The organism is Limibacter armeniacum (assembly GCF_036880985.1).
Classification (GTDB): Bacteria; Bacteroidota; Bacteroidia; order Cytophagales; family Flammeovirgaceae; genus Limibacter; species Limibacter armeniacum.
Genome location: NZ_JBAJNO010000009.1, coordinates 1,914,770 through 1,938,517 on the forward strand (window position 1 = coordinate 1,914,770; position 23,748 = coordinate 1,938,517).

Here is a 23,748-nt window from a genome sequence, read left to right on the forward strand (position 1 = left end):
TCCGAATAAGACAAAACCTTCAAGAAAATGCCTTGAAGGTTCTGTACGGAAATACGTTTGCATATTACTACTGAAAGCAACTTGCGTTACCTTCTTCTATAAGATCTCATATTTGAGCTACTTCTTGTACCGCTTGAAGCTGGTGAAGAAACCCTGCTATTTGAGGCAGGTGAGCTAAAGCTATTGCTGTTCCTCCAAGGAGAAGAGTTTCTGTTGTTGTAGTTTTGTGAATTGCCGTTATACTGACGCGTTCTGGCATTTGTGTTATTACCATTAGAATAGTTGTATGTCTCTTGCTGTCTGAACCTGTTAGGTAACTTCACATTTGCCGAGGCAGCATTCACATAGCCATTCTGGGTTGGTCTCTCCCCAGTTCTCACATTTACGTTCTCAACAACTACCCCAGAGTTCCTCCAAGGGTTATACCATGGATTGTATGCATATCCATAACCATATCTGTTGAATGGATCATAAGGATTATAGAATGGGTCATACGGGTCGTAAAAGCCTCCCATACCATAGCTATAAGGCATGCCATAATAACCTGGATAACCTCCCCATGCACTACCAAAACCGTAGCTCAAGCCAAGGCTCCACATCATGCTATTACCCCAAAATGGCGACCAATTAGCGCCAACACCATAAGAAGGACCTCCAAATCCATAACCCATGCTCATGGACATATTAGGTCTCCAAGGGTTATTGCGATAGTTGTAGGCACTCTGAGCCATGGCATCTGTTGGATAAACAGAATTTCCTGTTGGGGTTGTTTCTTCGTAGTAGCTATAATCAGCATTACCGCTTTCTCCCGAAATATCAGGATTCGAGTATTTAGACTGATTAGTTTCGTTTGACTGATAAGCTGGCTTTTGTAGCTTGGATGGCTTCATAGCTGGTGAGGCATTATGCGCCAATGCTTCACGGTCAGACTTGAAGAAATACATATCATCATACTCTTGTGCCAACACCACATTGCCCCCCAACACAAAAGCTGTCATTAAAACGGTGGCAAAAAACTTTTTCATTTGATTTATAGGTTTGAATGAAATTCGTTATGTAATTATTGGAAGACCTTTCTTCTTCTCCTCTTTACAAGCTCCACCTCAAATGTAAACAATCAATAAAAAGCTGTTATATTTGCAGACAGTCTTGCATTTGGAAATTAAAGAGCTAAGAATTAGGGTCCTATTCTTACTATTACGGACACAATTTGTACTCGTTACGTTGGAGTACAAACTTCTCTTCCAAATATATAAAAATATATGCTAAGATTTTTTAGATGACAAACAGGATAAACTGATTGTCCGCATTCTTTATTGGAAGAACACATGCTTAAGTTAAGAAGCCTTTTATTGTTTAACCAATAAAGTACAAAATTGATTATTCAGAGTTAAAAAATACCATTTAAAATCATGGCGAAAGGGCTACCTAAAAGAAGCGAAGACTACTCTGCCTGGTACAATGAACTGGTCAAGAAAGCAGACTTGGCAGAGAACTCGGCGGTAAGAGGCTGTATGGTGATCAAACCATACGGGTTTGCCATCTGGGAAAAGATGCAACAGACATTGGATAAAATGTTCAAAGACACAGGACACTCTAATGCCTACTTCCCTTTGTTCATCCCAAAATCTTACCTGAGCAAAGAAGCTGATCACGTAGAGGGATTCGCAAAAGAATGTGCAGTAGTTACACACTACCGACTGAAAAATGCAGAAGATGGTTCAGGCGTAGTAGTAGACCCGGATGCCAAGCTTGAAGAAGAACTGATTGTAAGACCTACCTCAGAAACAGTTATCTGGAGTACTTACAAAAACTGGATCCAGTCGCACCGTGACCTGCCTTTGCTAATTAACCAATGGGCGAACGTTGTAAGGTGGGAGATGCGTACACGTCTCTTCCTGCGTACAGCTGAGTTCCTGTGGCAAGAAGGACATACTGCGCACGCAACTAGAGGCGAGGCTATCAGAGAGACTGAAACAATGCTGGATGTATATGCAACATTTGCTGAAGAGTTTATGGGCGTTCCAGTTGTAAGAGGTATCAAGACTGAAAACGAGCGTTTTGCAGGAGCTGAAGAAACTTACTGTATCGAGGCACTGATGCAAGATGGTAAAGCGCTTCAGGCAGGTACTTCACACTTCCTAGGACAGAACTTCGCTAAAGCATTTGATGTAAAATATGCTGACCAGAATAATGAGTTGCAACACGTTTGGGGTACATCATGGGGTGTTAGTACACGTCTGATGGGAGCCTTGATCATGGCACACTCTGATGACGAAGGTTTGGTACTTCCTCCTCAATTGGCTCCAATCCAAGTAGTGATTGTGCCAATCTACAAAGGTGAAGAACAACTGAACATGATTGCTGAAAAAGTAAGCGTGATCAGAAAAGAGCTTATGAAGAAAGGAATTTCTGTGAAGTTCGATGACAGAGACACCCTAAGACCAGGCTTTAAGTTTGCTGACTGGGAATTGAAAGGTGTTCCTGTTCGTATTGCCATGGGTGCTCGTGACCTTGAAAACAATACAGTAGAAATCGCTCGTCGTGATACAAAAGAGAAAGCTACTTATCCGCTGGACAATGTATCTGAGACCGTAGAGCAACTTCTGAAAGACATTCAGGAGAACATCTTCAATAAGGCGCTTACTTACCGTGATGAGCACATCACAAAAGTGGATTCTTACGAAGAGTTCAAGCAAGTACTGGATACGAAAGGTGGCTTTGTTTCAGCTCACTGGGATGGTAGTGGTGAAACTGAAGAAAGAATCAAAGACGAGACAAAAGCAACTATCCGTTGTATTCCTCTCAACAATGAGCAGGAAGAAGGTACTTGTATCGTAACAGGTAAACCTTCGAAGCAACGTGTATTGTTTGCTAAAGCATATTAGAATAGGAGAATAGGTATTAGATGCTAGACACTGGACTTTCTAATATCTATTTCAATTCAAAAGATTGGAAGTGTGTAGCTGATTTGCGCATATTTTCAATCTTTTGTTTTTCAGAGGTGTTTATTTGAAAAAGACAAAAGACTTTAGACAAGGGACATTAGATCAATACCTGTCTCACACCTCAAGTCTTCAATCTAAAATTGATAAAAAATATGACAATCAATCCGGTAATCATTTTCGGGGCAACTGGTCTCGGCAAAACTGCATTGGAAATCTTCAAAAGTCAGGATGTACTTGTTTACTGTTTTTTGGATGAAGACAGTGAGTTACATGGCTCCGAAGTAGCTGAAGTCGGCGTACTAGGCGACATCAATGATGACGGCTTTCTTAAATATATAGGCAAGAAGTGTGACGCTTTTGTTGCTATTGACAACAACAAGCAACGCAGAAGCATTGTAAAGATGCTTAACGACCGCAGAAAGGTTATGCCTGTCAATGCCATCCATAAGGATGCATCTGTTGCGCAAAGTGCATTTTTAGGATATGGCAACATGGTCAATGCTCAAGCTGTAGTTGGGGCGGATGCTAAAGTTCCGAACCACTGTATCATCAATGCTGGTGCAATTGTAGAGCACAGTGTCGAGATGGGAGATTTTGTACAGATAGGAGCTGGCGCTGTCGTAGGTGCTCGTGTTCAGATTGGAGAGGAAGCCCTAATCGGTTCTGGTTCGACGATTACTCCAGGTATCAAGATCGGAAAAGGTGCACAGGTAGCTCCAGGCTCTCTAGTGATGCAGGATGTACCTGAAGGAGCAACGGTATTCGGTGTACCTGCCAAACAAATTTAATTGAACGAGACAGCAGTCTCTTATAAATAAAAAATCTGTATCAATGATTACTTGCAGACCTAAATCAAGCTCCTTTTTTGCATTGATTATCTTCATTTTGGTCATTTTTATGCTGCTGTTTGGTACTGTCAGACTTATGGCTGCTGGCATCGCATGGTATCACTTTATCATGCTTGGCATATTTTCCCTTCTGGCCATTGGTATTTTATTGAGGATCATGTTTGCTTACAAAACGCTGAGCATTACTCCTAAGAAACATATACTGAAGGTGAAGTATCCACTCCGTTTTATGACAGAGGAACAGTATGAATTAGGAAAGGAATTACTTTACTGGCAAGATACATACAAGACTGTGAATGGTGCAGATTTCCTTGAAATCGAACTGCGCATGAAATATGGCAGCATTGTTCGTCTTAATGACAAGGAACTCTCTAATGTTGGTAAAGTTCTCAACTTCTTGAGAGGCAACCTTGGCAACATGCATCGGGACAAGCTAGAAAAATAACTCTTTTGGGAGTCATAAGGCAGTATAAATCAAAAGGCTATGCTTAGAGCATAGCCTTTTTTCATGATTATTTCCTAAAGATTCTTCCTTATTTTAAATAACTATCCAACTTTCTGTCACAAAAGTTTTTCAATGCTATTTTTTTTATTTATTTGCCGCCAACATGCAGATAAGCATGCCATTTTCAGGTATTGCAGCATTGGTAATGCGGTTCTGTAAAAGACACTGAAACAGTCAAATACATTTGATGGCATATTTCTGCAAAAAGTATTTACATTATATATTTTACGCCTGACCGCCTTTGGCAGTCAGGCGTTTTGTTTAGCACCTATTCATAGATTACTTTACCATTAGTATTGAAGTAAATAATCTTACCTGCTTGTTCTACTTTAATGATCTCCGGACTGCTCGCCTTGATTACCGCACTTTTTGGCTCAATGATTACTTCTCCCTCACTTGTAGCCACGCCACTCAGTCTGGACAACTTCACCTCAAAGCCTGTTGGCGATTTCGTAACAGAATCAAATACAGCATCACTTACATAGCTTCCGTCTTTATAAATCATCTTCCAAGCTCCATCTGCAATCTTCTCAAAACCTTCATCCTTGATTACATCTCCATAAGGAGTCTTGATCTTACGGTCTTTACCAAATTTTTGGATATAAACTTCCATTGTTCGCTTATCCATTTGCACCTTCTTCGGAATGCCATTATAAGTACGAATCAATGCCCAAACCTCACCTCTTTTCACAAAAGCCACATCGCCAACAAAGTCAGTCACCTCATCATAACGCTCATGGTAAGCGGGTACGCCATTTGGAAGAATATGGAATGCACCACCTGTCACTCGAACTTTTGCCCTATCAGAAACAAACAAACCATCAATATGTCCATTCCCTTTGTACCTACCCATGATATTTCCTTCCTCATCAATAATGGTATTGCCATTGACCACCGCATAACCATCATGGAAAGGCAAAGCCTCTTCGAACTGCGGCTGAATAACCCAACCTCCAGATTCGTTGATATATCCCCATCTACCTTTCCTCATCACAGCTGCCAAACCATCACTGAAGTTTTCAGCCTTATTGAAAGCCGGCGCAATTACCTCATTACCTTCTGTACTGATAAAGCCATACAACCTTTTATCCACAGATTTATCCTGTACCTGAGCATAAGCCACACCTTCACTGAATTCACCAATGCGCTTGTACTTAAGCTTAGTGATCAATTTACCTTCACCGTTGATAATGGCTTTTTCATCCTTATCTCCTGGCTTATAAACTACCGCAAGTCCATTTATATCAAATGGTGTATCGTAATCGAATTTCTCATTCTTTTTGTATGGACGTCTTGGGTCGCTTATCTGCTTTTTAGGTAAAAGCATCCCTCTTTCATTAACACTGTAAACAGATGGGATCATTTTCCATACCTTCAGCAGCTTATCATCAGAACCTTCCAAAAAGGATACAAAGTCATACTTCACCTCCAACACTTTCCTGTTCTCCAAATCTACAGCTCCCCAAAGGTTACCCTGTCTTACTAGGGCTATTCCATTCTTAATCTCACTAATTTCATCATACCCAAATGGAATAACTGGATCGCCTGTATAATCAATATATCCAAACTTACCTTCCTTTCGAGCCATTGCAAACCCGATACTGTCTGCCCAAACTTGTTCAAACTCATCAGATATAAAGTCATATTCAATTGGTAAAACCTCCGTACCGTTATAGTCAACATACCCGACTTTACCGTCTTTCTGTGCCTGAGCTATGCCTTTGTGCAGCTTCCAAACCTGCTCATAGTTCTTAATGCTATTGTACATGGCTGGAAGTACTACTTCACCAAGGTAATTCACATAACCTACCTTATCCCCCTTGTAAAGCATGGCTATACCTTCCTTAGCTTCCCATATTTCATCAAACCCTAAAATTCTAGAGTACTCAGGTTTTAAAAGCACTTCTCCGCTTTCCTTGATGTAACCATATTTGCGGTAAAGTATTACGTTATGTTCCCCTTGCTTTTCTGTATACACTCCATCTCTAAGTTCTGCAATGCCATTACGGAAGTTGCTCATAAAATCAACAGGTATTGAAGGTGGAATAACCATCTTGCCTTTGCTTGTCATTCTGCCCCAACGACCTGCTTTTTTCACATTAGCCTTACCCTCTGTAAAGTCTCCTATCAACTCAAACTCAAAAGGGATAACAGGTTGGTTTTCCAGATTAACTGCACCCCACTTACCCGAAGTTCCAGCTCCTTTCTTCACTCTGAAAAGCCCTTCCTGAAATGGTGAAATTCCATCATACACAAATGGGATAACTGGCTTACCCTTTACATCAACTGCTCCGAACTTTCCTTCCTTACGAACGATCGCATAACCATTTTCATAGTTGCTTGCCACTTCATATATAAATGGTACGACAACTTCTCCTTTGTTATTAATAAAGCCGTAGCGACTTCCACTTTTCACATAAGCAAGCCCATTATTGAAGCTACCTGCATCATTAATTGTAAAAGCCTGTTCTTTGTAGCTAAGCTTTCTTTTTACTGTCCCATTCTTTGATATCAGGGCATCATAAAGTGTATCTACCGTTGCCCTTGCCCATTCGCTGTCCCTGTAGTCAGCCAACACGATATCCTTGAATGGACTAGTATATAAAACCTTTGTATTCTTCAGGTCCAGTAAATAATAAAGGTCAGAGTAATTCTCTTCTCCTGATGTTCTTGCCAAGGACAACCCTGTTTCCTTGTCTTCATTTCTATAGTAGAACTCTTTTCCCAGCAAGTTTCTTCCTGCAGCATCAGTCAACTCATAATGTCCATCAACAAACTGCCATCTTGGTTTGGTTGGGTCTGGATCATCTTTCCATTGTGCAGCTCTTGCCTTTTTAATTAACTCCTCTTTATAGCGGGTAAACATTTTTTCATTTCCGAAATCCTGATGATCCAATAACTCAGCATTGTCTCCGAAAACAAAATAGCTTACTGTATAGCCCTTACGACCTACTGCTGTATTCTTATCCAGTTCGATCTTTTCAAAGGCAGGCTCCACCACTACTTTCCCTTCACGATTAAGTAACCCTAGGCTCCCCTCTGTTCCAAATACTGTCACCTGTTGCTTGTCTTCCTCAAACGGATTTAATATCGTGTATTGGGCAGGTACAAGTTCATTTCCCTGCTCATCTGCCAAACCAAACTTTCTGTTTTGGAGAAAAACATAAGTCTGGTCTGTAAATGGCTTGATTCCCTCATAAGAGATAGGCATAACTACCATCCCTTTGAGGTTAACCATACCACACAGGAAATTTTTCCATACCACAGCATGGCTATCATCAATCAGTGTGATTTTTTGGTATTCAAACGGCAGAATTTCCTTATTGGAAGCATCAATTAGCCCTACTTTTCCATCTTTTTCTGCAACAGCTAGGTTATTGGCCGTAAAGTCTTCCAGAAAGCTGTAATTAGGAGCAATAACCATTTCTCCCTTGGCATTAATAGCTCCCCACTTACCCTCTTTAATAACCGGAAACGCATCCTGTGCATATGTAGCTGATGCACCAAACAATAGAAATAAAAGCTTAAAACAGTTCTTCAGCATATGTTCAGTAAGTTTTATCAATCTCATAAGAGAGATCTCTCCTTCCTACGGATAGGAATCTTGTAATAGCAGCAAATCATCTGAAATTGGCATTTGCTACACAATTTTATGACTTTATCTGCCGATAAAACAAAAATAGTGCTATTGATAATCATTCAAAGTCTAGATACCAATCGTTAGCAGATAAATCAGCGCTTCAAAATAGGGTTTACGGTGTTAGAGAGGTCTACAAGAGGCATAAAAAAAACCACCAACATTTCTGTTGGTGGTTTGTGATCCGGCCAGGACTCGAACCTGGAACCTTCTGCTTAGAAGGCAGAAGCTCTATCCAGTTGAGCTACCGGACCCTTTTGCCTAAGCAATATCTTAATAAATTTAGTCAGGATAAATGACCAATGTTGTTGTCGGGGCGGCAGGATTCGAACCTGCGACCCCCTGCTCCCAAAGCAGGTGCGCTAACCGGGCTGCGCTACGCCCCGAACAATTTTGGGTATTATAAAAATTACCTGCGGAGAGTGTGGGGATCGAACCCACGACACGAAAAACCGTGCACAGCTTAGCAGGCTGCTGCATTACCACTCTGCCAACTCTCCTTCTTTGCAGATGCAAAGTTAGTAGTATTTTATAATAACCAAACTAATACATTTGATAAGTTTCATAAAGAAACGAAAACCACTGACGATTCAGTGGTTTTAACTGTGTGATCCGGCCAGGACTCGAACCTGGAACCTTCTGCTTAGAAGGCAGAAGCTCTATCCAGTTGAGCTACCGGACCAAGTTTCTTAGATCTAAGATTTAGAAGTATACTCGAAATACACTTCAAAACATAAATTCGTCGGGGCGGCAGGATTCGAACCTGCGACCCCCTGCTCCCAAAGCAGGTGCGCTAACCGGGCTGCGCTACGCCCCGAACTTATATTCAAGAAACATTGCGGAGAGTGTGGGGATCGAACCCACGACACGAAAAACCGTGCACAGCTTAGCAGGCTGCTGCATTACCACTCTGCCAACTCTCCAAACGAGAACCTGCTGTTCCCGTTATTGCGATGCAAATATAGCAGCCCCTTTCTCTTTATTCCAAATCGCCTCACAAAAAAATGTTAAATAAATAGCCATAATCTATTCACATGACTGATAATCAAAGAGAAATTTTTTTACTTTTTTTTATACTATTTTGACTCTTAACATGATTCTATAAATTTGGAAATACACAATAGACAAAAATCAACTAATCAATAAATGTAAGCGATGACGTTCGGCAGAGATTTTGGAATACTGGAAGTTACATTGATTGTCCTGTTTGGAGTACTGTACCTAGGCTACCTGATGCGTGTACAGTTTGTAAACAAAGCCATGAAAGGTAAAGGCAATGCAGTTGCTTATAAGCTCCTGCTTCGTACAACCTACTTTGCACTACTCATTTTTGCACTGTTAGGCCCTTCTTTTGGGGAAATGAAGCGTGAAGTAAAATCCGTTGGAAAAGATATTTACTTGTGTGTAGACTTGTCAAAGTCTATGGATGCTACTGACATTCAGCCATCCCGCCTTTCCAAAGTGAAATTCGAGATGAAAAACCTGATTCAGTCTTTCAGCTCAGACCGAATCGGACTGATTGTTTTTACCAATGATGCCTTTTTGCAATGTCCATTGACCTATGATGGCAATGCGCTCAATATGTTTATTGAGACCATGAGTACCGGCTTAATCTCAAGTGCAGGTACTGATTTCGCACCTCCATTAGAGATGGCACTAGAAAAACTTAATGATGCAGAAGAAGGCTTACCTCCAACAAAGGCACAAGCTAAAATCATTGTCCTGATCAGTGATGGAGAAGATTTTGGGGAAACTACCGATGCAGCACTAAGCAAGATTAAAAGTGAAAACATAAAACTATTTACTTTAGGGGTCGGAACAGAATCAGGTGGCAAGATTCCTCACGGCTACAGATTTAAGCGTGACAAAAATGGCAATGATGTCCTTACCCAATTGAATGAGCAATCTCTTCAGAAGCTAGCAGATATGACTGATGGAAAATACTTTGAAATCAGTGATCAACGCAATGATATCAACAGAATGATCTCTGCGATCAACAACATTGAGGGTGAAATGAGAGGCTCCAAAAAAGTGGATGCTGTAAACAACAAGTATTATTACTTCTTGGCATTGGCTATCCTATTGATGATTATTGATGTATTATTCACTGTCAAAGTAGTTAAACTGAACTAACTACTCAGTTTTAATTCAATATACAAATGGCTCAAGAGTATACGTCTCTTGAGCCATTTTTCAATGCAATTCTTTTTATACAAAACGATTAGTTCAGAGGTAGTCTAAAACCAAATACTGGAAGCTCTCCTTGCATAAAATCCAAGTCTTCTGACCTTTTAAAACCAAGTCCTTCATACATCCCCCAAGCCACTTTCATAGCTTCAGTAGAATGAAGTATAAGTTGTTGCTGTTCTTCGTCCTTAGCCATCTGTATACACGCCAGCGTCAATACTTTTCCAATTCCTTTCCCTCTAACTGATGAGTCAACTGCCAACAACCGAAAGCCTGCCGCATTGGTCTCCTGTGTAGCCGTACCCCCAGAACCATAAAACTGCATATCCCCAAAGTAAACAACACCTCCATAAATCGCTCCATCTGAAGAAACAGCAACCAAAAGCTTCACTTTAGGTTTTTCAGTCCAAGCTCCCACTGCCGCCAGCTTCTTATAGTATTCAGGTTGTTCGTCCTGCTTTGGAAAACCCTCAAGTTGGGAATATGCCTTCACCATTAGTTTTCCTACTTTTTCAAACTCTTGAGGCTCTGCTTCTCGGATAATATATTTATGTTGGTTCATTATTATTGATCTTCAGATTTTTTATCCATTTCTATTTTGTACATAAGAAAACTCATCGCACCCACTGAAGTACCTACACCTACTAAACTATCAATTTCAAACAAAGCCCCTATGATTCCCGTAGGAATTCCAAAAAGAACAGCACCAATAATAGCCCACAATATGTAATGGAAGCTTTTTAATTTAGTCTTTCTTAGTTCTTTTCTATTATCAGCGATTTTACCCACTCCCAATTGCATGGCTTGTTGATAATTTTCAACAAAAGTATCCCACAACTTCTCTTCTTTTGCTGTCAGACTCTGTCCTATAGTTGAAACATCAAAATTAGCTGATATCATATTATCTTGTATACTTATTGAAATCAGGGATTTCCATTTAAGCGGATTGAAGGTAACCATATTCAATAAAGTACTCCCTCTTTCAAAAACAAGCTCATTTTCCAATTCGCTTTTAAGTTTAAAACCGCTTTTCAAAAAATACTTTTTGGTTTCTCTCTTGAATCTAAATACATCACCATCAAAGCTAAATCCCTATTCATACATTACATCATTGTATAATACACAAATCATTTCCACCTGAAAATCAACACATTTCAATACACACATCAACCTTCTTAAATTTCATCGATGAAATTTAATTTTCCCAGAACACACTAAATACCTCCAGATAAAATATCAATCTTAACTAACCACTAAAAAAACTCCCTTCCAGAAGTTCACTCTTCAATCTCTAAAATTTCAAAATCCTTTCCTTCACCATATCGGATTAGATCTTCCAATTCATAGATTTCTAGCGTTTCCATATCTTTCACCTTGAAGTTACCCTCTTCCAAAGCTTCTATCACTTGGAACTTATGTGTCTCTCCATAGTTGGTCAGTACATACTTCAGACCTACACGAATGGTGTTGATTGCTATTCCCATTTATTTGGTTGATTAATTTTTTAATAGAAAAAGGCTAGGTACCAACTTATCTTTCTGTCAAATTGTCTAGCACCTAGCCTTGTAATATATATTAGGCTTCGTTTTTATTTCAGCCTAATCTTGTAAAGATCATCCTTTAGCTGCTCAATGGTTTCTCTTAAACCATCTTGTTGCTCAGGCTCAGGAAACTCTCTTCCAACATGGGCTGCATACTTCCAAATCTCATGTACCTCATTGATAGGCACTTCGTAATGTGGATACAATGGATTGGTTGATTTCAGAAGGAAAATGCCTTTATCCTTTGCCTGACTATATACTTTTTTCAAGACAATCCCCTCATCAGTTACCAACACACAGACAGTTCCATCCTTAATGTTGCTCCAATCCATCATGAGCTCTCCTACCACGACACTTCCTGACTGTAATGGCAACATAGAGTCTCCTGTTATTTCAAATGCCCTATAGGTCTTTGAGTCTGATAGAAACGGCAACTGATACTTTGGCAACTCTTTCAGGTATTCAGGATCAGAAAAACCTGCTGTATATCCTGCAGCCGCTTTTTGCGGTACAAGTTCAACATTTTCTTTATTGTCCTGATCTACCGTGATACTTAACACGCGCATCTTTGCCCCTTTCAAAGCTTCCTCCACTTCCTTTTTGGTTGCAGATTTCTCGATGGCTTCGGCTGCCAGATCCTTGTTCATTAAATCATCAATCGCAATGTTAAAATAATTAGCGATTTTAATTAAAGTATCATACCGAGCCTCACTTCCTTGCTCGTAAGCACTGATATTTTTGCGTGAAACACCTATTCTCTCTGCTAGCTCCTTTTGTGTCATTCCGTGCAGCACACGCAGGTGTTTGCTATTTTTGTTAAAAAACATAACATTTATTTGCTAATAATATTGACAATTAAATTCAAACTGCTTTTATTTGTATCAACATAAGAAGGAAATGACAAAGGGATTGACTCATTTCCTTCTGATAAAAGCAATAAAATTGATACTCTGTGGAAGCTGGTTTCTTGTTGAATTCGCTTCCAAATAAAAACTGAAACTTGGCTCAAAAACTTTACATAAACATGAGAACTGTACACCTCACCCTACCAATGCGCTACAAAGGAGATATGGTCAGATGTGGCTACGATCAAGGCAGCTTCTACCTAGGTGCACGCGGCAACATCTACTACTTTGTAATTAGCAACAAAGTTACCCTTGCAATAGTTGGAGCGGCTATTATCTACCTGATTGCCCAATTTGTTCCCGGTTACCAGAATAACGTTCCAACTTTGCAGGCTTCAGCTGCTACAAGCTTTGCTGAAGTAAGTCACAAAGCTCCCAATAGTGATACCAACGATGTCTTAGGACTTATCCTTGACGAATTTGAAGATCTCAAGTCCACTAGTCTTGCTACTGCTAAAGATTCTCGAGAAAAATTCACTGTCCAAAAGCAACTTATACTCTCAAGGTTCTTGATTGAGTCAAAGGTTAGCAGAACCGATCAGCTTTCTGATGAAAAGCTCTTAGACCTTAACCGTGAGGTCAGTGAGTTGTTTATCAAAGAAATGATGATTGACCCGAGTATCCCCAAGCATGTCTATCAGTTTTTTGCCGCAGAATATCCTTTAAGAAAAATTGAAACTGCCTTGATGGAACAGACCAAATACCATGTTCCGGCCTCTATTACACTAGCGCAAGCTGCTCTTGAGACAGGCTACGGTAATCGTGTAATCAATAACAATTTCTTTGGAATCAAGGACAAAGATAAACAGACAACCCCAATTTACACTACAGAATATTACACCCACAGGGAACTTCAGTATAACCAACACAAAGTGGTATCCAGCTCTGAGGTTCTAAAGGGTGGACGCAAGCTCTATAAGTGCCTTGTCAAGGACAGCTTTGCAAGTTACAAAACTCCATGGGAGTCTTTCAGGTCACACTCTATTTTCCTGAACCAAAGTAAACGTTACTCTCCTTTGTTCACCAATGGTCGTGACTACAAGGCTTGGGCTGAAAAAATTGGATCTACCAAATACGGTGGGGTAGGCTATGCAACATCGCCTATATACGGCGAGCTGCTGAAAAAAATCATTAAACGATATAATCTTGATTTGCTTGATTATTAATTCCTCTGAATGCAACTGAATTCAACGATTTAAATGCCGGCAGTTTCTGCCGGCTTTTTTTCTTTCATGCAGAATCACCTACATCCCTATCATACTCATATTACCCTCAAAGTCGTAGAGTGTTTTCATACGGAGGTCATAATAAGCCAACCAATAATCTTTTAGAGCTTTCAAGTATTCCCTTGTTGACTTGTCTTTTTCCTGAAGCGCCAGGTTATAGTCTGTCGCTGATATCTTTTGTCTCATATATTGCTTATGAGAAAGGTTAAAACGCTTTTCAGCAATTTCATTAGCCTTATTGGTTGTTTTTACCTTATTGACAAGAATGGGAAACTGCTTGGTCAACACCACGATTTCTTGCTCAAAGTTTATCTCGTCTTGCGCTACACTACTCTCCACCAACTTTTGGTTAGCAATGGCTGTTTGCAAATTTGCTTTCCTCCTACCAAAGTCAGCAACTGGAATAACAAACCCCAATCGTACACGCTGTTGGTTTTGCGGGTTCTCATATACTCCCGGCAAATTATCTGCCTGTTGGGTAAGACCAAAGCTACCTGTCAAGTATAAGTCAAGGTTACTTTCTGCTTTTGCTCTTGCCACATCACGTTCTGCTTCCAGTTTTCTTCTCTTAAAACTCAAATAACGCTGACGGTTTTTCTTGGCATACTTTACCGCAATTTTATCATCTATCTTAAACTCCGGAATTTCTTTGGGTATTTCCAGATCAAAACTTTTATCTGATTCAGACAAGCCTATAAATGTCTTCAATCTCAACATGGCATTATCTGCTCTCAACTCAGCAGAAGCTACATCACTTTGCGCCTTCATGATACTTAGCTCCATCTGAAGCTTTTCACTTTCAGAAACATTCGTATTCTCTTCGCTTTTTTCAAGAATGTTAGTACTGCTTTTTAGGTTCTTTTGGGCTATACGATAGTTAATTTGCTCAATCATCAGGTTGAAATACAAGTCGGTTGCTTTCCAAGCAATCCATTCCAGCTCCTCATCATATTTCTTTTCTGCTTCCTGATACCTAATCGGCTCAATCTTTTTACTCCATTTCAACCAGTTATGTGTAAAAATTGGTTGGTAAAACCCTAAAACCAATGGATTACCAGAGTAAGAGGTTGTACTTCCTCCTTCTTCTTCAGCCAAGTTATCTATTCTTGTGATTTGAGACTCCAAATAGATTTCGCCACCGGTTGCGGATATAGTTTGTTTTAATTTCAAGCCCAAATAGGAGTTGGCAAAACTCCTCGGAATAAACTTCTGTGTACCGTCAGGCTGTGTCACAGGATCAATAGCTCTACTAAAATCCGGTAATGCTCCCTCCAATGAAAGCTGCGGGTAAAAGTTGGATTTATACTTCAGGTAACTTCCATAGCGGTTCTCTTTTTTATTCTCAGCTTGCTGGGCAGACAGGGAATTATCTCTTGCTAACCTTATAATCTGATCCAGTGAAAACTGCTGTTGTGCATTGACTTTACAAAAAGGAACTAAAAATAATACTGTTAATAGGCTTGTACTTAATAATACTTGGTAGTAGTTGAGACGCATTTTTTAATTGAAGTTATAAGATATTACACATAGTGCTAGTCGAAAGCTTTTAGCTTTATTAAATAAATCACAAATAGAAGGATAGAATAGACAAAAGAAACATCATATATAATACACATTACATAATGTTTGTTAATAATTGAATTAAACAAAATATAACTTTAGATAATCAAACACTTAAATCAAATTCACCCAATTTCATCATCAAAAAAAGGGACACTCAATTGAAGTGTCCCTTTTGGTATATTTATCAATTTATCTCCTTACTTGGATACAGTCCTTGGTATCCAAGGTACTTCCTCTGCATCGATTTCTTTTGCCATTTTCCTTGATAGTACAAAAAGGTAATCAGATAACCTGTTTAGGTATTTGGTAATCAGCTCATCGACTTCTTCTCCATCTTCCATCAAGCGAATGGTCAACCTTTCTGCTCTACGGCATACAACTCTCGCCAAATGACAGAATGAAACTGACTGATGTCCTCCAGGTAATACAAAATGTGTCAATGCTGGCAACTCCTCATTCATTTTATCCATTTCTGACTCCAACCACTCAACATCACTTTCAAACAGATCTGGTTTTTTCAGTTTTGGCTTATCAGGGTCTGCCGCCAATGCAGCCCCTAGTGTGAACAACCTATCCTGTATTTCTTTCAGGTCTTCTTTCCTAGATTTGTTTACTTCCTGATCCCTTACCAAGCCTATATATGACAACAACTCATCTACTGTTCCATATGCTTCAATTCGTAGGTGTGCCTTAGAAACTCTTTTACCTCCAAACAGGGAAGTCTGTCCTTTATCACCAGTCTTTGTGTATATTTTCATGTGTTTATGGTCTGTTTGTTAATTACTATTGGACTAAATCCTCTTCCCCCCACTGCAATGCCCTTTTTGCTTCCAGTTCCTTCTTGGCTTTATACTCCAATTCTAGCTTTTGATATTGCTCAGGGGTCAAGTATTCTGAAATTTCAAGCAATGCCTCAGCTGCATAGTTGTCTCTACCGATCTCAAGGCAATAGAACATGTAAGCCTTTGCAATTTTCAATGAAGACGGATTGTACAAGTAAGCACTGTAAATAGAATTATACACCTCTTCACTCAAATGGTTTTCTTTACAGAAGGTGAAATAAGCCAATTGTACCTCATCCTCAAACAATAACCCTTTCAATGCTTCCTTATAATAAGCTTTAGCATTCTCTAAATCCTTGTTTTTATCATAGTAAACAGCCTGGTAAAACGACTTCCAGCCTTTGGCAAAGTCTGGGTAATCAAAAGCCGTTACATCCTGATAAAAACGCTGGTCTACTTCACCTTTCAAATATGATATATGAAATTGACAAAGCTGAAAACGTTGCTGCATTTCCAACGAGTATTTTGACATATCTGAAGGCTGCCAACCTTCGGCTTCTTGCCATTTCCCTTCTCGCAATAAACTTTTTGACCTTTCAATAGCCAATGAGGCGCGAATATCAGCCTCTCCAATCGAGCTAAGTATTGCCCCAAATGCCTCATCAGACATCTTATCACCCTTATAGTGCAAGTAACGATACTTTGTAATGTCACTCACACTTGAGCTAAGGTAATTTTGACTATCTGTTGATTTGTCATTCAGAATGTTGATGATCTCATTAGCTGTCTCTGCTGTTCCTGATATCTGTAGCCTTGCTACATTATCCAATGCGGTAAATGCTTTGGATTTATCTTCTAATTCAGCCATTGCTAATGCCATTGGTAAGGCAGCTTCCCGATTACCTAAATAAAAGGCATTCTTGAAATGCTCAGCAGCCTGACCATACTCTCCCACTTTCAGCATTAACAACCCTAACTGATAAGGGTAATATGAACTATATTGTCCTGCATCTTTTGCTACCCATCTAAGCAAATTATAAGCTTCTTCTACATTGCCTTCTGATATACTCACATATGACCTTGCAAACCTCAAATACCTTAAGAAACTATTATTCACTCCTATATTTTCAAACTCTTTTGAGATCTGAATAGTCGTAGAATCTGTTTCTCCTCCTTTATTCAACATATAGTTATACAAGTAACAAAGCTCTGGAGTACCCAATACTGAGTCTTTCAACAATTCAGTATTCAATGACAAGACAGAACGGATTTGCTGCTTATTCATATAAGCCATTCTATTTGCAGCAGCAGCCACATACTCGTCTTTAGCGCCTCCTTTTGCTAGGTACTGATTCACCATCTCATTGTCAGGGTCAATTTGAGCTGTCAAAGCAAACAAATTACTTTCCATCAATGGGGCATTCTCATTTGCCACCATTCCTTTTTCCATATATACCAAAGCACTATCTGGCATGTTGGTTTTACTATATAGCAAAGCAAGATTGTTCATCAAGTGACTCTCATTTGGGTATTTTTCCAATCCTTCCTTTAAAGTAAATATGGCATCAAATGGTTTCTCATCTTTTGTGTACAAGTCTGCTAACTGGACATAAGTTTGTGGAATTGCCAGTCTACGAGTTGCGTCTTTCAAATAGACACTTGCAGCGGCATTATTATTTTCACTTAATGCCAAAGATGCCATTGAGTAATCTGCACGATGGTTAGGCCTGTAAGTTCCTGCTATTCGATAGTACTGTGAAGCCAACAGCTTTTCGTTATTAACGGCTTCCATATCTCCTAACATGATATAATAAGCTGATACAACCTGTCTGTATTGTGGAAACCTCTTAATTCCTACCAAAACCGCAACAAGGAAGATTCCGACTGTCCATGCAATTAGAAAGTCTACTTTTGGAGCGTTGAACACCACCTTATATACTGGCATATTTTGCTTAAGCAATACATAAAAATTGCTCCCAACATATACCATAAAGGCCATTGCGAAGCCCAAATAAATAGCACTTAAAGTTCCTGTTAAAGCTCTGATCAAAGGTTCATTTGCTGTTGCGAAAGCAAACCCAATATTAGCAAAAGCAATAATGGCTAACCCAACATACAAATAGGCTCCTGCAGGAAGGTAAGGAAGAACTTTTTGATATAATGGCTCTTGCTTTTTGATCATCCATATTCCAATAACTGTACTTATTGGAAATATCAACAGAGGGTGAAGGAAGTATAATCCTAAATCTAAAAAGTAAAAATGATGGGCATAGGCATAAAGTAAATTGAATACATATATCCCCATCAACCCATAAAAGTGATTGAAGGTATTTCCCGAAGTCCCGTCATTTTTATCAGTTACCAAATACAGAATACCTAATGGAATCGTCAAGGCATCGATCAAGATAAAAATGGCAGTCAATATAACAGGAATTGCAATACCATAACTGAGTACAGATTCCAGTGGATGTGGATTCCCTGTATTGGTCGCAGCAAACCAAATAAAACCTACCTCAACTATTAAATAAGCTACTAACCTTACACTATAACTTGCATACTGATTGAAACTATGGAAATAAAAAGTCAACAGTAAAAACACAACCAGAACCAAAAACATAAATGCCTTAGGATGTATTCCTACTAACAGTCCAAGTTCCTCTAAATGCATACTAGCTACCAGTAAACAAAAAAGACCTGCACTTACTATATACCATATCCGTTTTAAATCAGAAATACTACTTAGGTAAAAAGCCAAACCAACTACCAATAACCCACCATAAAGCTTATATGCCAGACTACTAATCTGTAGTTCTCTTACTTTGAAAGACTCAAGCAGCAAGTATGAATCTGCTGTCGATGAAAACTCAAAGAAGTTAAAGTTAAATCCATATAGAAAAGTCTTCAAGAGTTCCAATTCCCCATCCTTTCCCCAAGGAAACACCAGCTTTTCACCTAAAAAGTAAAAGGTTCCAAAAAATGCAACCCCTCCTATCAATATAGCCAGTCCTAATAGGTAAGGTAATTTATAGCCTAGTTTCCAGTCTTTCCAGAAGAAAAAATTATTCATTGCCTATAGATTAATGTTAAGGTTTTTAGTGTATTAGATGAGACACATCACAGCTACAAAGATATAAAGCTCAAAGCACAAAATGTGCCTTATCGTTTTATTTCACGAAATCATAAAAGCATTTGATTACCAGCACATCTATCTTCACAACCTCTAAAACTTGATTATTGCTACTGCCTAAATAGATCAGTATGTCTCATTACTCATAACGGTTTTTCACTACTGTATTGTCAAAAATACAAAACGGGCATAAAAAAAGGAGCCTATATGAGGCTCCTTTCATATTTCAATTAAATCAACTTATCTGTTTTATTCCTCTGCTTTCTGAGGTGTTCCACTCTTTACAGAGACCGAAAGCTCATCTCCTTTACCATCATGGTCTGCAAGGATGATATCACCTTCATTGATCTCTCCTTTGAGCAACTCTTCGGCAATCGGGTCTTCCAAAAACTTCTGAATGGCTCTATTAAGAGGTCTTGCCCCATATTGAGGATCGTACCCTTTCTCTGCCAAGAAGTCTTTTGCTGCTGTAGTCAACTCAATCTTGTAACCAAGTGATTGAACTCTTCCAAACAGTTTACCCAACGAGATATCGATGATTTTGTGAATGTGTTGTCTTTCCAAAGAATTAAATACAATCACATCATCCAACCTGTTTAGGAATTCTGGAGAGAATGCCTTCTTCAAAGCACTTTGGATTGTGCTTTTCATGATCTCATCCTGACTGTTGGATTTTGCTTGAGTATTGAAACCAATACCTGCACCAAAATCTTTCAAGTCTTTCACCCCAATATTTGAGGTCATGATTATAATCGTGTTTCGGAAGTCAACTCTTCGACCTAAACCATCTGTCAGGATACCGTCATCCAACACTTGAAGTAACAGGTTAAATACATCTGGGTGAGCTTTTTCGATCTCATCCAAAAGCACAACGCTGTACGGTTTACGACGAATCTTTTCAGTCAGCTGTCCACCTTCTTCATAACCTACATAACCTGGAGGCGCTCCAACAAGTCTAGATACCGAGAATTTCTCCATGTATTCACTCATGTCAATTCTCACCAAGGCATCTTCTTTGTCGAACAAGTAAGTTGCTAACACTTTAGCCAACTCTGTTTTACCAACACCTGTAGGACCTAGGAATATAAATGAACCAATTGGCTTCTTAGGGTCTTTCAGACCAACACGTGTACGTTGAATAGCTTTAGTTAGCTTCACAATCGCATCGTCCTGTCCAATAACCTTAGCCTGCAATTCATTTGACATTCCTAGCAGTTTCTGGCCTTCGTTCTGAGCTACACGATTTACCGGAATACCTGTCATCATTGCGATTACAGCAGCAACATCTTCCTCACTTACAGGATAGACTTTTTCATTGCTTTCTTTTTCCCATCGTGTTTTGGCTTGGTCCAGCTGATCAATCAGTTTTTTCTCTGTATCACGCAGCCTTGCAGCCTCCTCATATTTCTGGCTTTTAACTACCTTATTTTTCTGTGTCTTGATATCTTCAATCTGCTCTTCCAGTTTTACAATATCTTCTGGTACATGGATGTTATTGATGTGCACACGTGCACCTGCCTCATCCAGTACATCAATTGCTTTATCTGGCAAGAACCTATCACTAATATATCTGTCTGACAGTTTCACACAAGCATCAATCGCCTCATCTGAGTAACTTACTCTATGGTGCTCTTCATACTTGTTCTTGATATTTGACAAGATCTCGATTGTCTCCTCTGGTGTAGTAGCATCTACCATTACCATTTGGAAACGTCTTGCCAAAGCGCCATCTTTCTCAATGTACTGACGGTATTCGTCAAGTGTTGTAGCACCAATACATTGAATATCACCTCTTGCTAATGCAGGCTTAAACATATTGGAGGCATCAAGTGAACCTGAAGCACCACCTGCTCCTACAATTGTATGGATCTCATCAATGAACAGAATTACTTCCGGTGCTTTTTCCAGCTCGTTCATCACAGCCTTCATTCTTTCTTCAAACTGACCACGGTACTTTGTACCTGCCACCAATGAAGCAAGATCAAGCGTAACGACACGTTTACCGAAAAGCACACGTGAAACTTTCTTCTGAACAATTCTTAGCGCCAAACCTTCTGCTATCGCAGTTTTACCAACACCTGGTTCACCTATTAGAATCGGGTTGTTTTTCTTACGACGGCTTAGAATTTGTGCTACGCGCTCAATTTCATTTTCACGACCTACAATTGGGTCTAGCTTACCATCTTCTGCATACTTGGTAAGGTCACGACCAAAGTTATCCAAGACTGGTGTTTTGGACTTTTCTGTCGAAGACCTAGAGGATTCACCTCTTGAACCTCCGCCTCCACCTGAGAAGCTCCTAGTTGGTTCATCACCTTCGTCATCAGCACTTGAAGAACTGATTGGATTTTCAGTATGATATTCCAACAACTCTTTTACTACATCATAATTCACATCGAATTTATGGAGTATCTGAGTTGCCAAATTATCATCATCTCTTAATATAGATAACAGTAAATGTTCTGTTCCAATTAAGCTGGCTTTAAATATTTTCGCTTCTAGATATGTAATCTTCAGCGTTTTTTCTGACTGACGGGTTAAAGGTATATTTGCAAGGTTTTTCACATTGTGGCTGGCAGTACCTCTAGTTGCCTGCTCGATAGACTGTCGTAAATTGTTCAAATCTACCCCAAGCTTCTTGAGTAAAGTAACGGCAATACCCTCACCCTCACGGATCATACCCAACAAGAGATGCTCCGTTCCAATGTAGTCATGTCCTAACCGCAATGCCTCTTCTCTACTGAGAGATATGACCTCTTTAACCCTATTTGAGAATTTAGCTTCCATGGCTGTGGGTTTATATGTTTTATGTCTTTATTTCTTGATAGTTATTATTCAAAATACTTGAGCATACTTCATAAAATAAAGCAATACATTTCTATATTACAAAACGATTAAGTTGAAATATGCCCTGCAATTCCCCAATCCTTGTGCAACAAAACACTGTCTTGATTTCTCAATAAACGGATGGCGTTGGGTCCTTCGCAAAAGAGTAAGTCCAAAATACTCAAGTTCGGTTCAAAATTATCCCCAAACACCTGCACATACTCCTGTAATTGTGTCAGACCTGTGGCTTTTTTGGGATGTATCTCTGATCTGAGATCTATCCCGGTTTCTTGATAATTTTCAATATACTCCTCCGTGTAATAGATACGTGATTTTAGTCCTAATAGTTTACTACAAAGTCCTAATATTTCTTTATTCAAGTCAATCAGGTATTGAAAATCGGTAAAGATGATCTCTTTGAAGTAATCTTGGTAAAATTCAAAGAAAGGTGCCCTCGCATAAGCAGACTCTATTGCTTTCCAGTGACGATGCTGCCACTTATGCTTATAGTCAATCTCCATTGCGCCAATTGGCAATCCTTTATTTGCCCCCAAAACTGGCACCGTCAAACGATCAATTTTGTTCGCAGTAAGTATATAACTACGATTCCTGTAACTCTGTTTTTGAAAATGTTCCTGACGCTCAATAAACACTTCATCAGCCTTTTCTAGAATCGTGAAATATTCTACACACGGAAAGTACTGCGACTCAATGACTATCCTTTTCTGTCTCTCTACTTGTTGCCCCATCAGGTGAATTGTAGTTCAGTTCTTTTGAGTAATATAGCAATTAATCCCACTTAAGCTACTTGCTTCACAAATTATTGGAAACGGAACCTCATATAATGAATCTTATGACCTTCTTGTGTAAACTTTCGTTCATAACGGGTAGAAATACCATGATGTTCTACTTTCAAGTCTGACTCATACAAATCAAAAGTAATCGCTTCCAGATTGAGTTTTTCATGTACCACAGTTTCCACGCTATACTCAAAAAGCGACCTGCTATCTGTCTTAAGTCTCATCAACCCATTCTCTTTCAGTAGTTTCTTGTATATTTTCAAGAATCTTGGGTGTGTCAACCTGCGTTTAGCATCTTTATTTTTAGGACGTGGATCAGGGTGTATAATCCAGATTTCGTCAATCTCATGTTTAGCAAAAAACTCTTCAAGGTGTTGAATCTGACATCTTAGAAAAGCCACATTATCCAACTCATTCTCGATAGCCACATTGCTACCAAACCAGAGTCTGTCGCCTTTCATGTCAATACCAATAAAGTTTTTATTAGGATACTCTTTTGCTAGACCAGTAGTATACTCTCCTCTTCCACATGCCAATTCCAAAACTATTGGATTGTCGTTTTTGAAATATTCACTTCTCCACTTGCCTTTGCAATTATCATAGAACGGCTTTTCAGCCTGTATTACGTTTGCTCTTTCTTTGTTTTCGGCAAACTTTCTCAGTTTTTGTCTTGCCATAATACTATTGATTGGAATAAGGGTGCAAAATTACAAAAAATGAATGAAAGCTTGCGTATATTTGATTTTCGGAATAAGTTACGGCGTATTATTCTATGCTAGGAACCGAGACCTTAAGAATTATTAATTTTTTAATCGGTAATCATTGCTCGGAAACAGCTTTTTTCTTAGCATCA

Annotated in this window: 17 protein-coding genes and 6 tRNA genes; 5 read left to right on the forward strand and 18 right to left on the reverse strand. The window is 39.2% G+C overall.

Translation table 11 applies throughout. The features are described from left to right. Positions 1 to 86 precede the first annotated feature (86 nt). Positions 87 to 1,025: a hypothetical protein gene (locus V6R21_RS25860; protein ID WP_334246420.1), complete on the reverse strand. Its 939-nt coding sequence runs from the start codon at positions 1,023 to 1,025 to the stop codon at positions 87 to 89. A gap of 387 nt (positions 1,026 to 1,412) precedes the next feature. Between V6R21_RS25860 and proS the strand changes: the two genes are divergently transcribed. The 3 genes from proS to V6R21_RS25875 all read left to right on the forward strand — a co-directional run bounded on the left by proS (position 1,413) and on the right by V6R21_RS25875 (position 4,241). Further along, positions 1,413 to 2,888, forward strand: a complete 1,476-nt coding sequence (proS, locus tag V6R21_RS25865) for a proline--tRNA ligase (protein ID WP_334246421.1) — start codon at positions 1,413 to 1,415, stop codon at positions 2,886 to 2,888. Positions 2,889 to 3,100: 212 nt separating this feature from the next. After that, a complete protein-coding gene (locus tag V6R21_RS25870) occupies positions 3,101 to 3,736 on the forward strand; it encodes an acetyltransferase (protein WP_334246422.1) in 636 nt (211 codons plus the stop codon). A 43-nt stretch (positions 3,737 to 3,779) separates the two neighbouring features. Next, on the forward strand, positions 3,780 to 4,241 hold the full coding sequence (locus V6R21_RS25875) for a hypothetical protein (RefSeq protein WP_334246423.1): 462 nt from the start codon (positions 3,780 to 3,782) through the stop codon (positions 4,239 to 4,241). A 328-nt stretch (positions 4,242 to 4,569) separates the two neighbouring features. On the opposite strand, the gene V6R21_RS25880 is transcribed toward V6R21_RS25875, so the two are convergent. The 7 genes from V6R21_RS25880 to V6R21_RS25910 form a co-directional block, all read right to left on the reverse strand. Next, positions 4,570 to 7,845: a WG repeat-containing protein gene (locus tag V6R21_RS25880; protein WP_334246424.1), complete on the reverse strand. Its 3,276-nt coding sequence runs from the start codon at positions 7,843 to 7,845 to the stop codon at positions 4,570 to 4,572. Between the two features lie 273 nt (positions 7,846 to 8,118). Further along, positions 8,119 to 8,192, reverse strand: a tRNA-Arg gene (locus tag V6R21_RS25885). A gap of 57 nt (positions 8,193 to 8,249) precedes the next feature. Beyond that, a tRNA-Pro gene (locus V6R21_RS25890) sits at positions 8,250 to 8,324 on the reverse strand. Positions 8,325 to 8,354: 30 nt separating this feature from the next. Further along, a tRNA-Ser gene (locus V6R21_RS25895) sits at positions 8,355 to 8,438 on the reverse strand. A 108-nt stretch (positions 8,439 to 8,546) separates the two neighbouring features. Continuing rightward, positions 8,547 to 8,620 (reverse strand) — tRNA-Arg (locus V6R21_RS25900). A 60-nt stretch (positions 8,621 to 8,680) separates the two neighbouring features. Further along, positions 8,681 to 8,755, reverse strand: a tRNA-Pro gene (locus V6R21_RS25905). A 22-nt stretch (positions 8,756 to 8,777) separates the two neighbouring features. After that, positions 8,778 to 8,861 (reverse strand) — tRNA-Ser (locus tag V6R21_RS25910). Between the two features lie 232 nt (positions 8,862 to 9,093). On the opposite strand from V6R21_RS25910, the gene V6R21_RS25915 reads away from it, so the two are divergent. Beyond that, entirely contained in the window at positions 9,094 to 10,071 is a 978-nt protein-coding gene (locus tag V6R21_RS25915) for a vWA domain-containing protein (protein ID WP_334246425.1), read from the forward strand. A gap of 88 nt (positions 10,072 to 10,159) precedes the next feature. On the opposite strand, the gene V6R21_RS25920 is transcribed toward V6R21_RS25915, so the two are convergent. From V6R21_RS25920 to V6R21_RS25935, 4 genes are all read right to left on the reverse strand, one after another. Next, a complete protein-coding gene (locus V6R21_RS25920; protein WP_334246426.1) occupies positions 10,160 to 10,687 on the reverse strand; it encodes a GNAT family N-acetyltransferase in 528 nt (175 codons plus the stop codon). Positions 10,688 to 10,689: 2 nt separating this feature from the next. Beyond that, positions 10,690 to 11,160 (reverse strand): hypothetical protein, encoded by a 471-nt coding sequence (locus V6R21_RS25925; protein ID WP_334246427.1) that lies wholly within the window; start codon positions 11,158 to 11,160, stop codon positions 10,690 to 10,692. Positions 11,161 to 11,402: 242 nt separating this feature from the next. After that, positions 11,403 to 11,609, reverse strand: coding sequence for a hypothetical protein (locus V6R21_RS25930; protein WP_334246428.1), 207 nt, complete (start codon positions 11,607 to 11,609; stop codon positions 11,403 to 11,405). Between the two features lie 104 nt (positions 11,610 to 11,713). Further along, on the reverse strand, positions 11,714 to 12,493 hold the full coding sequence (locus V6R21_RS25935) for an XRE family transcriptional regulator (protein ID WP_334246429.1): 780 nt from the start codon (positions 12,491 to 12,493) through the stop codon (positions 11,714 to 11,716). 197 nt (positions 12,494 to 12,690) lie between these two features. On the opposite strand from V6R21_RS25935, the gene V6R21_RS25940 reads away from it, so the two are divergent. Further along, positions 12,691 to 13,737, forward strand: coding sequence for a glycoside hydrolase family 73 protein (locus V6R21_RS25940; protein WP_334246430.1), 1,047 nt, complete (start codon positions 12,691 to 12,693; stop codon positions 13,735 to 13,737). A 78-nt stretch (positions 13,738 to 13,815) separates the two neighbouring features. Here V6R21_RS25940 and V6R21_RS25945 read toward each other — a convergent pair whose 3' ends face one another. The 6 genes from V6R21_RS25945 to trmB form a co-directional block, all read right to left on the reverse strand. Next, the gene (locus V6R21_RS25945) at positions 13,816 to 15,294 is read right to left on the reverse strand and encodes a TolC family protein (protein ID WP_334246431.1); all 1,479 of its coding nucleotides are present in this window, start codon (positions 15,292 to 15,294) and stop codon (positions 13,816 to 13,818) included. A gap of 263 nt (positions 15,295 to 15,557) precedes the next feature. Then, complete coding sequence (locus V6R21_RS25950; RefSeq protein ID WP_334246432.1) at positions 15,558 to 16,118, reverse strand: cob(I)yrinic acid a,c-diamide adenosyltransferase; 561 nt, start codon at positions 16,116 to 16,118, stop codon at positions 15,558 to 15,560. 25 nt (positions 16,119 to 16,143) lie between these two features. Continuing rightward, a complete protein-coding gene (locus V6R21_RS25955; RefSeq protein ID WP_334246433.1) occupies positions 16,144 to 19,209 on the reverse strand; it encodes a tetratricopeptide repeat protein in 3,066 nt (1,021 codons plus the stop codon). 309 nt (positions 19,210 to 19,518) lie between these two features. Next, the gene (locus V6R21_RS25960; protein ID WP_334246434.1) at positions 19,519 to 22,056 is read right to left on the reverse strand and encodes an ATP-dependent Clp protease ATP-binding subunit; all 2,538 of its coding nucleotides are present in this window, start codon (positions 22,054 to 22,056) and stop codon (positions 19,519 to 19,521) included. Positions 22,057 to 22,163: 107 nt separating this feature from the next. Beyond that, positions 22,164 to 22,844, reverse strand: coding sequence for a WbqC family protein (locus V6R21_RS25965; RefSeq protein WP_334246435.1), 681 nt, complete (start codon positions 22,842 to 22,844; stop codon positions 22,164 to 22,166). A 71-nt stretch (positions 22,845 to 22,915) separates the two neighbouring features. Next, positions 22,916 to 23,572, reverse strand: a complete 657-nt coding sequence (gene trmB, locus V6R21_RS25970) for a tRNA (guanosine(46)-N7)-methyltransferase TrmB (protein WP_334246436.1) — start codon at positions 23,570 to 23,572, stop codon at positions 22,916 to 22,918. Between the last annotated feature and the right edge of the window lie 176 nt (positions 23,573 to 23,748).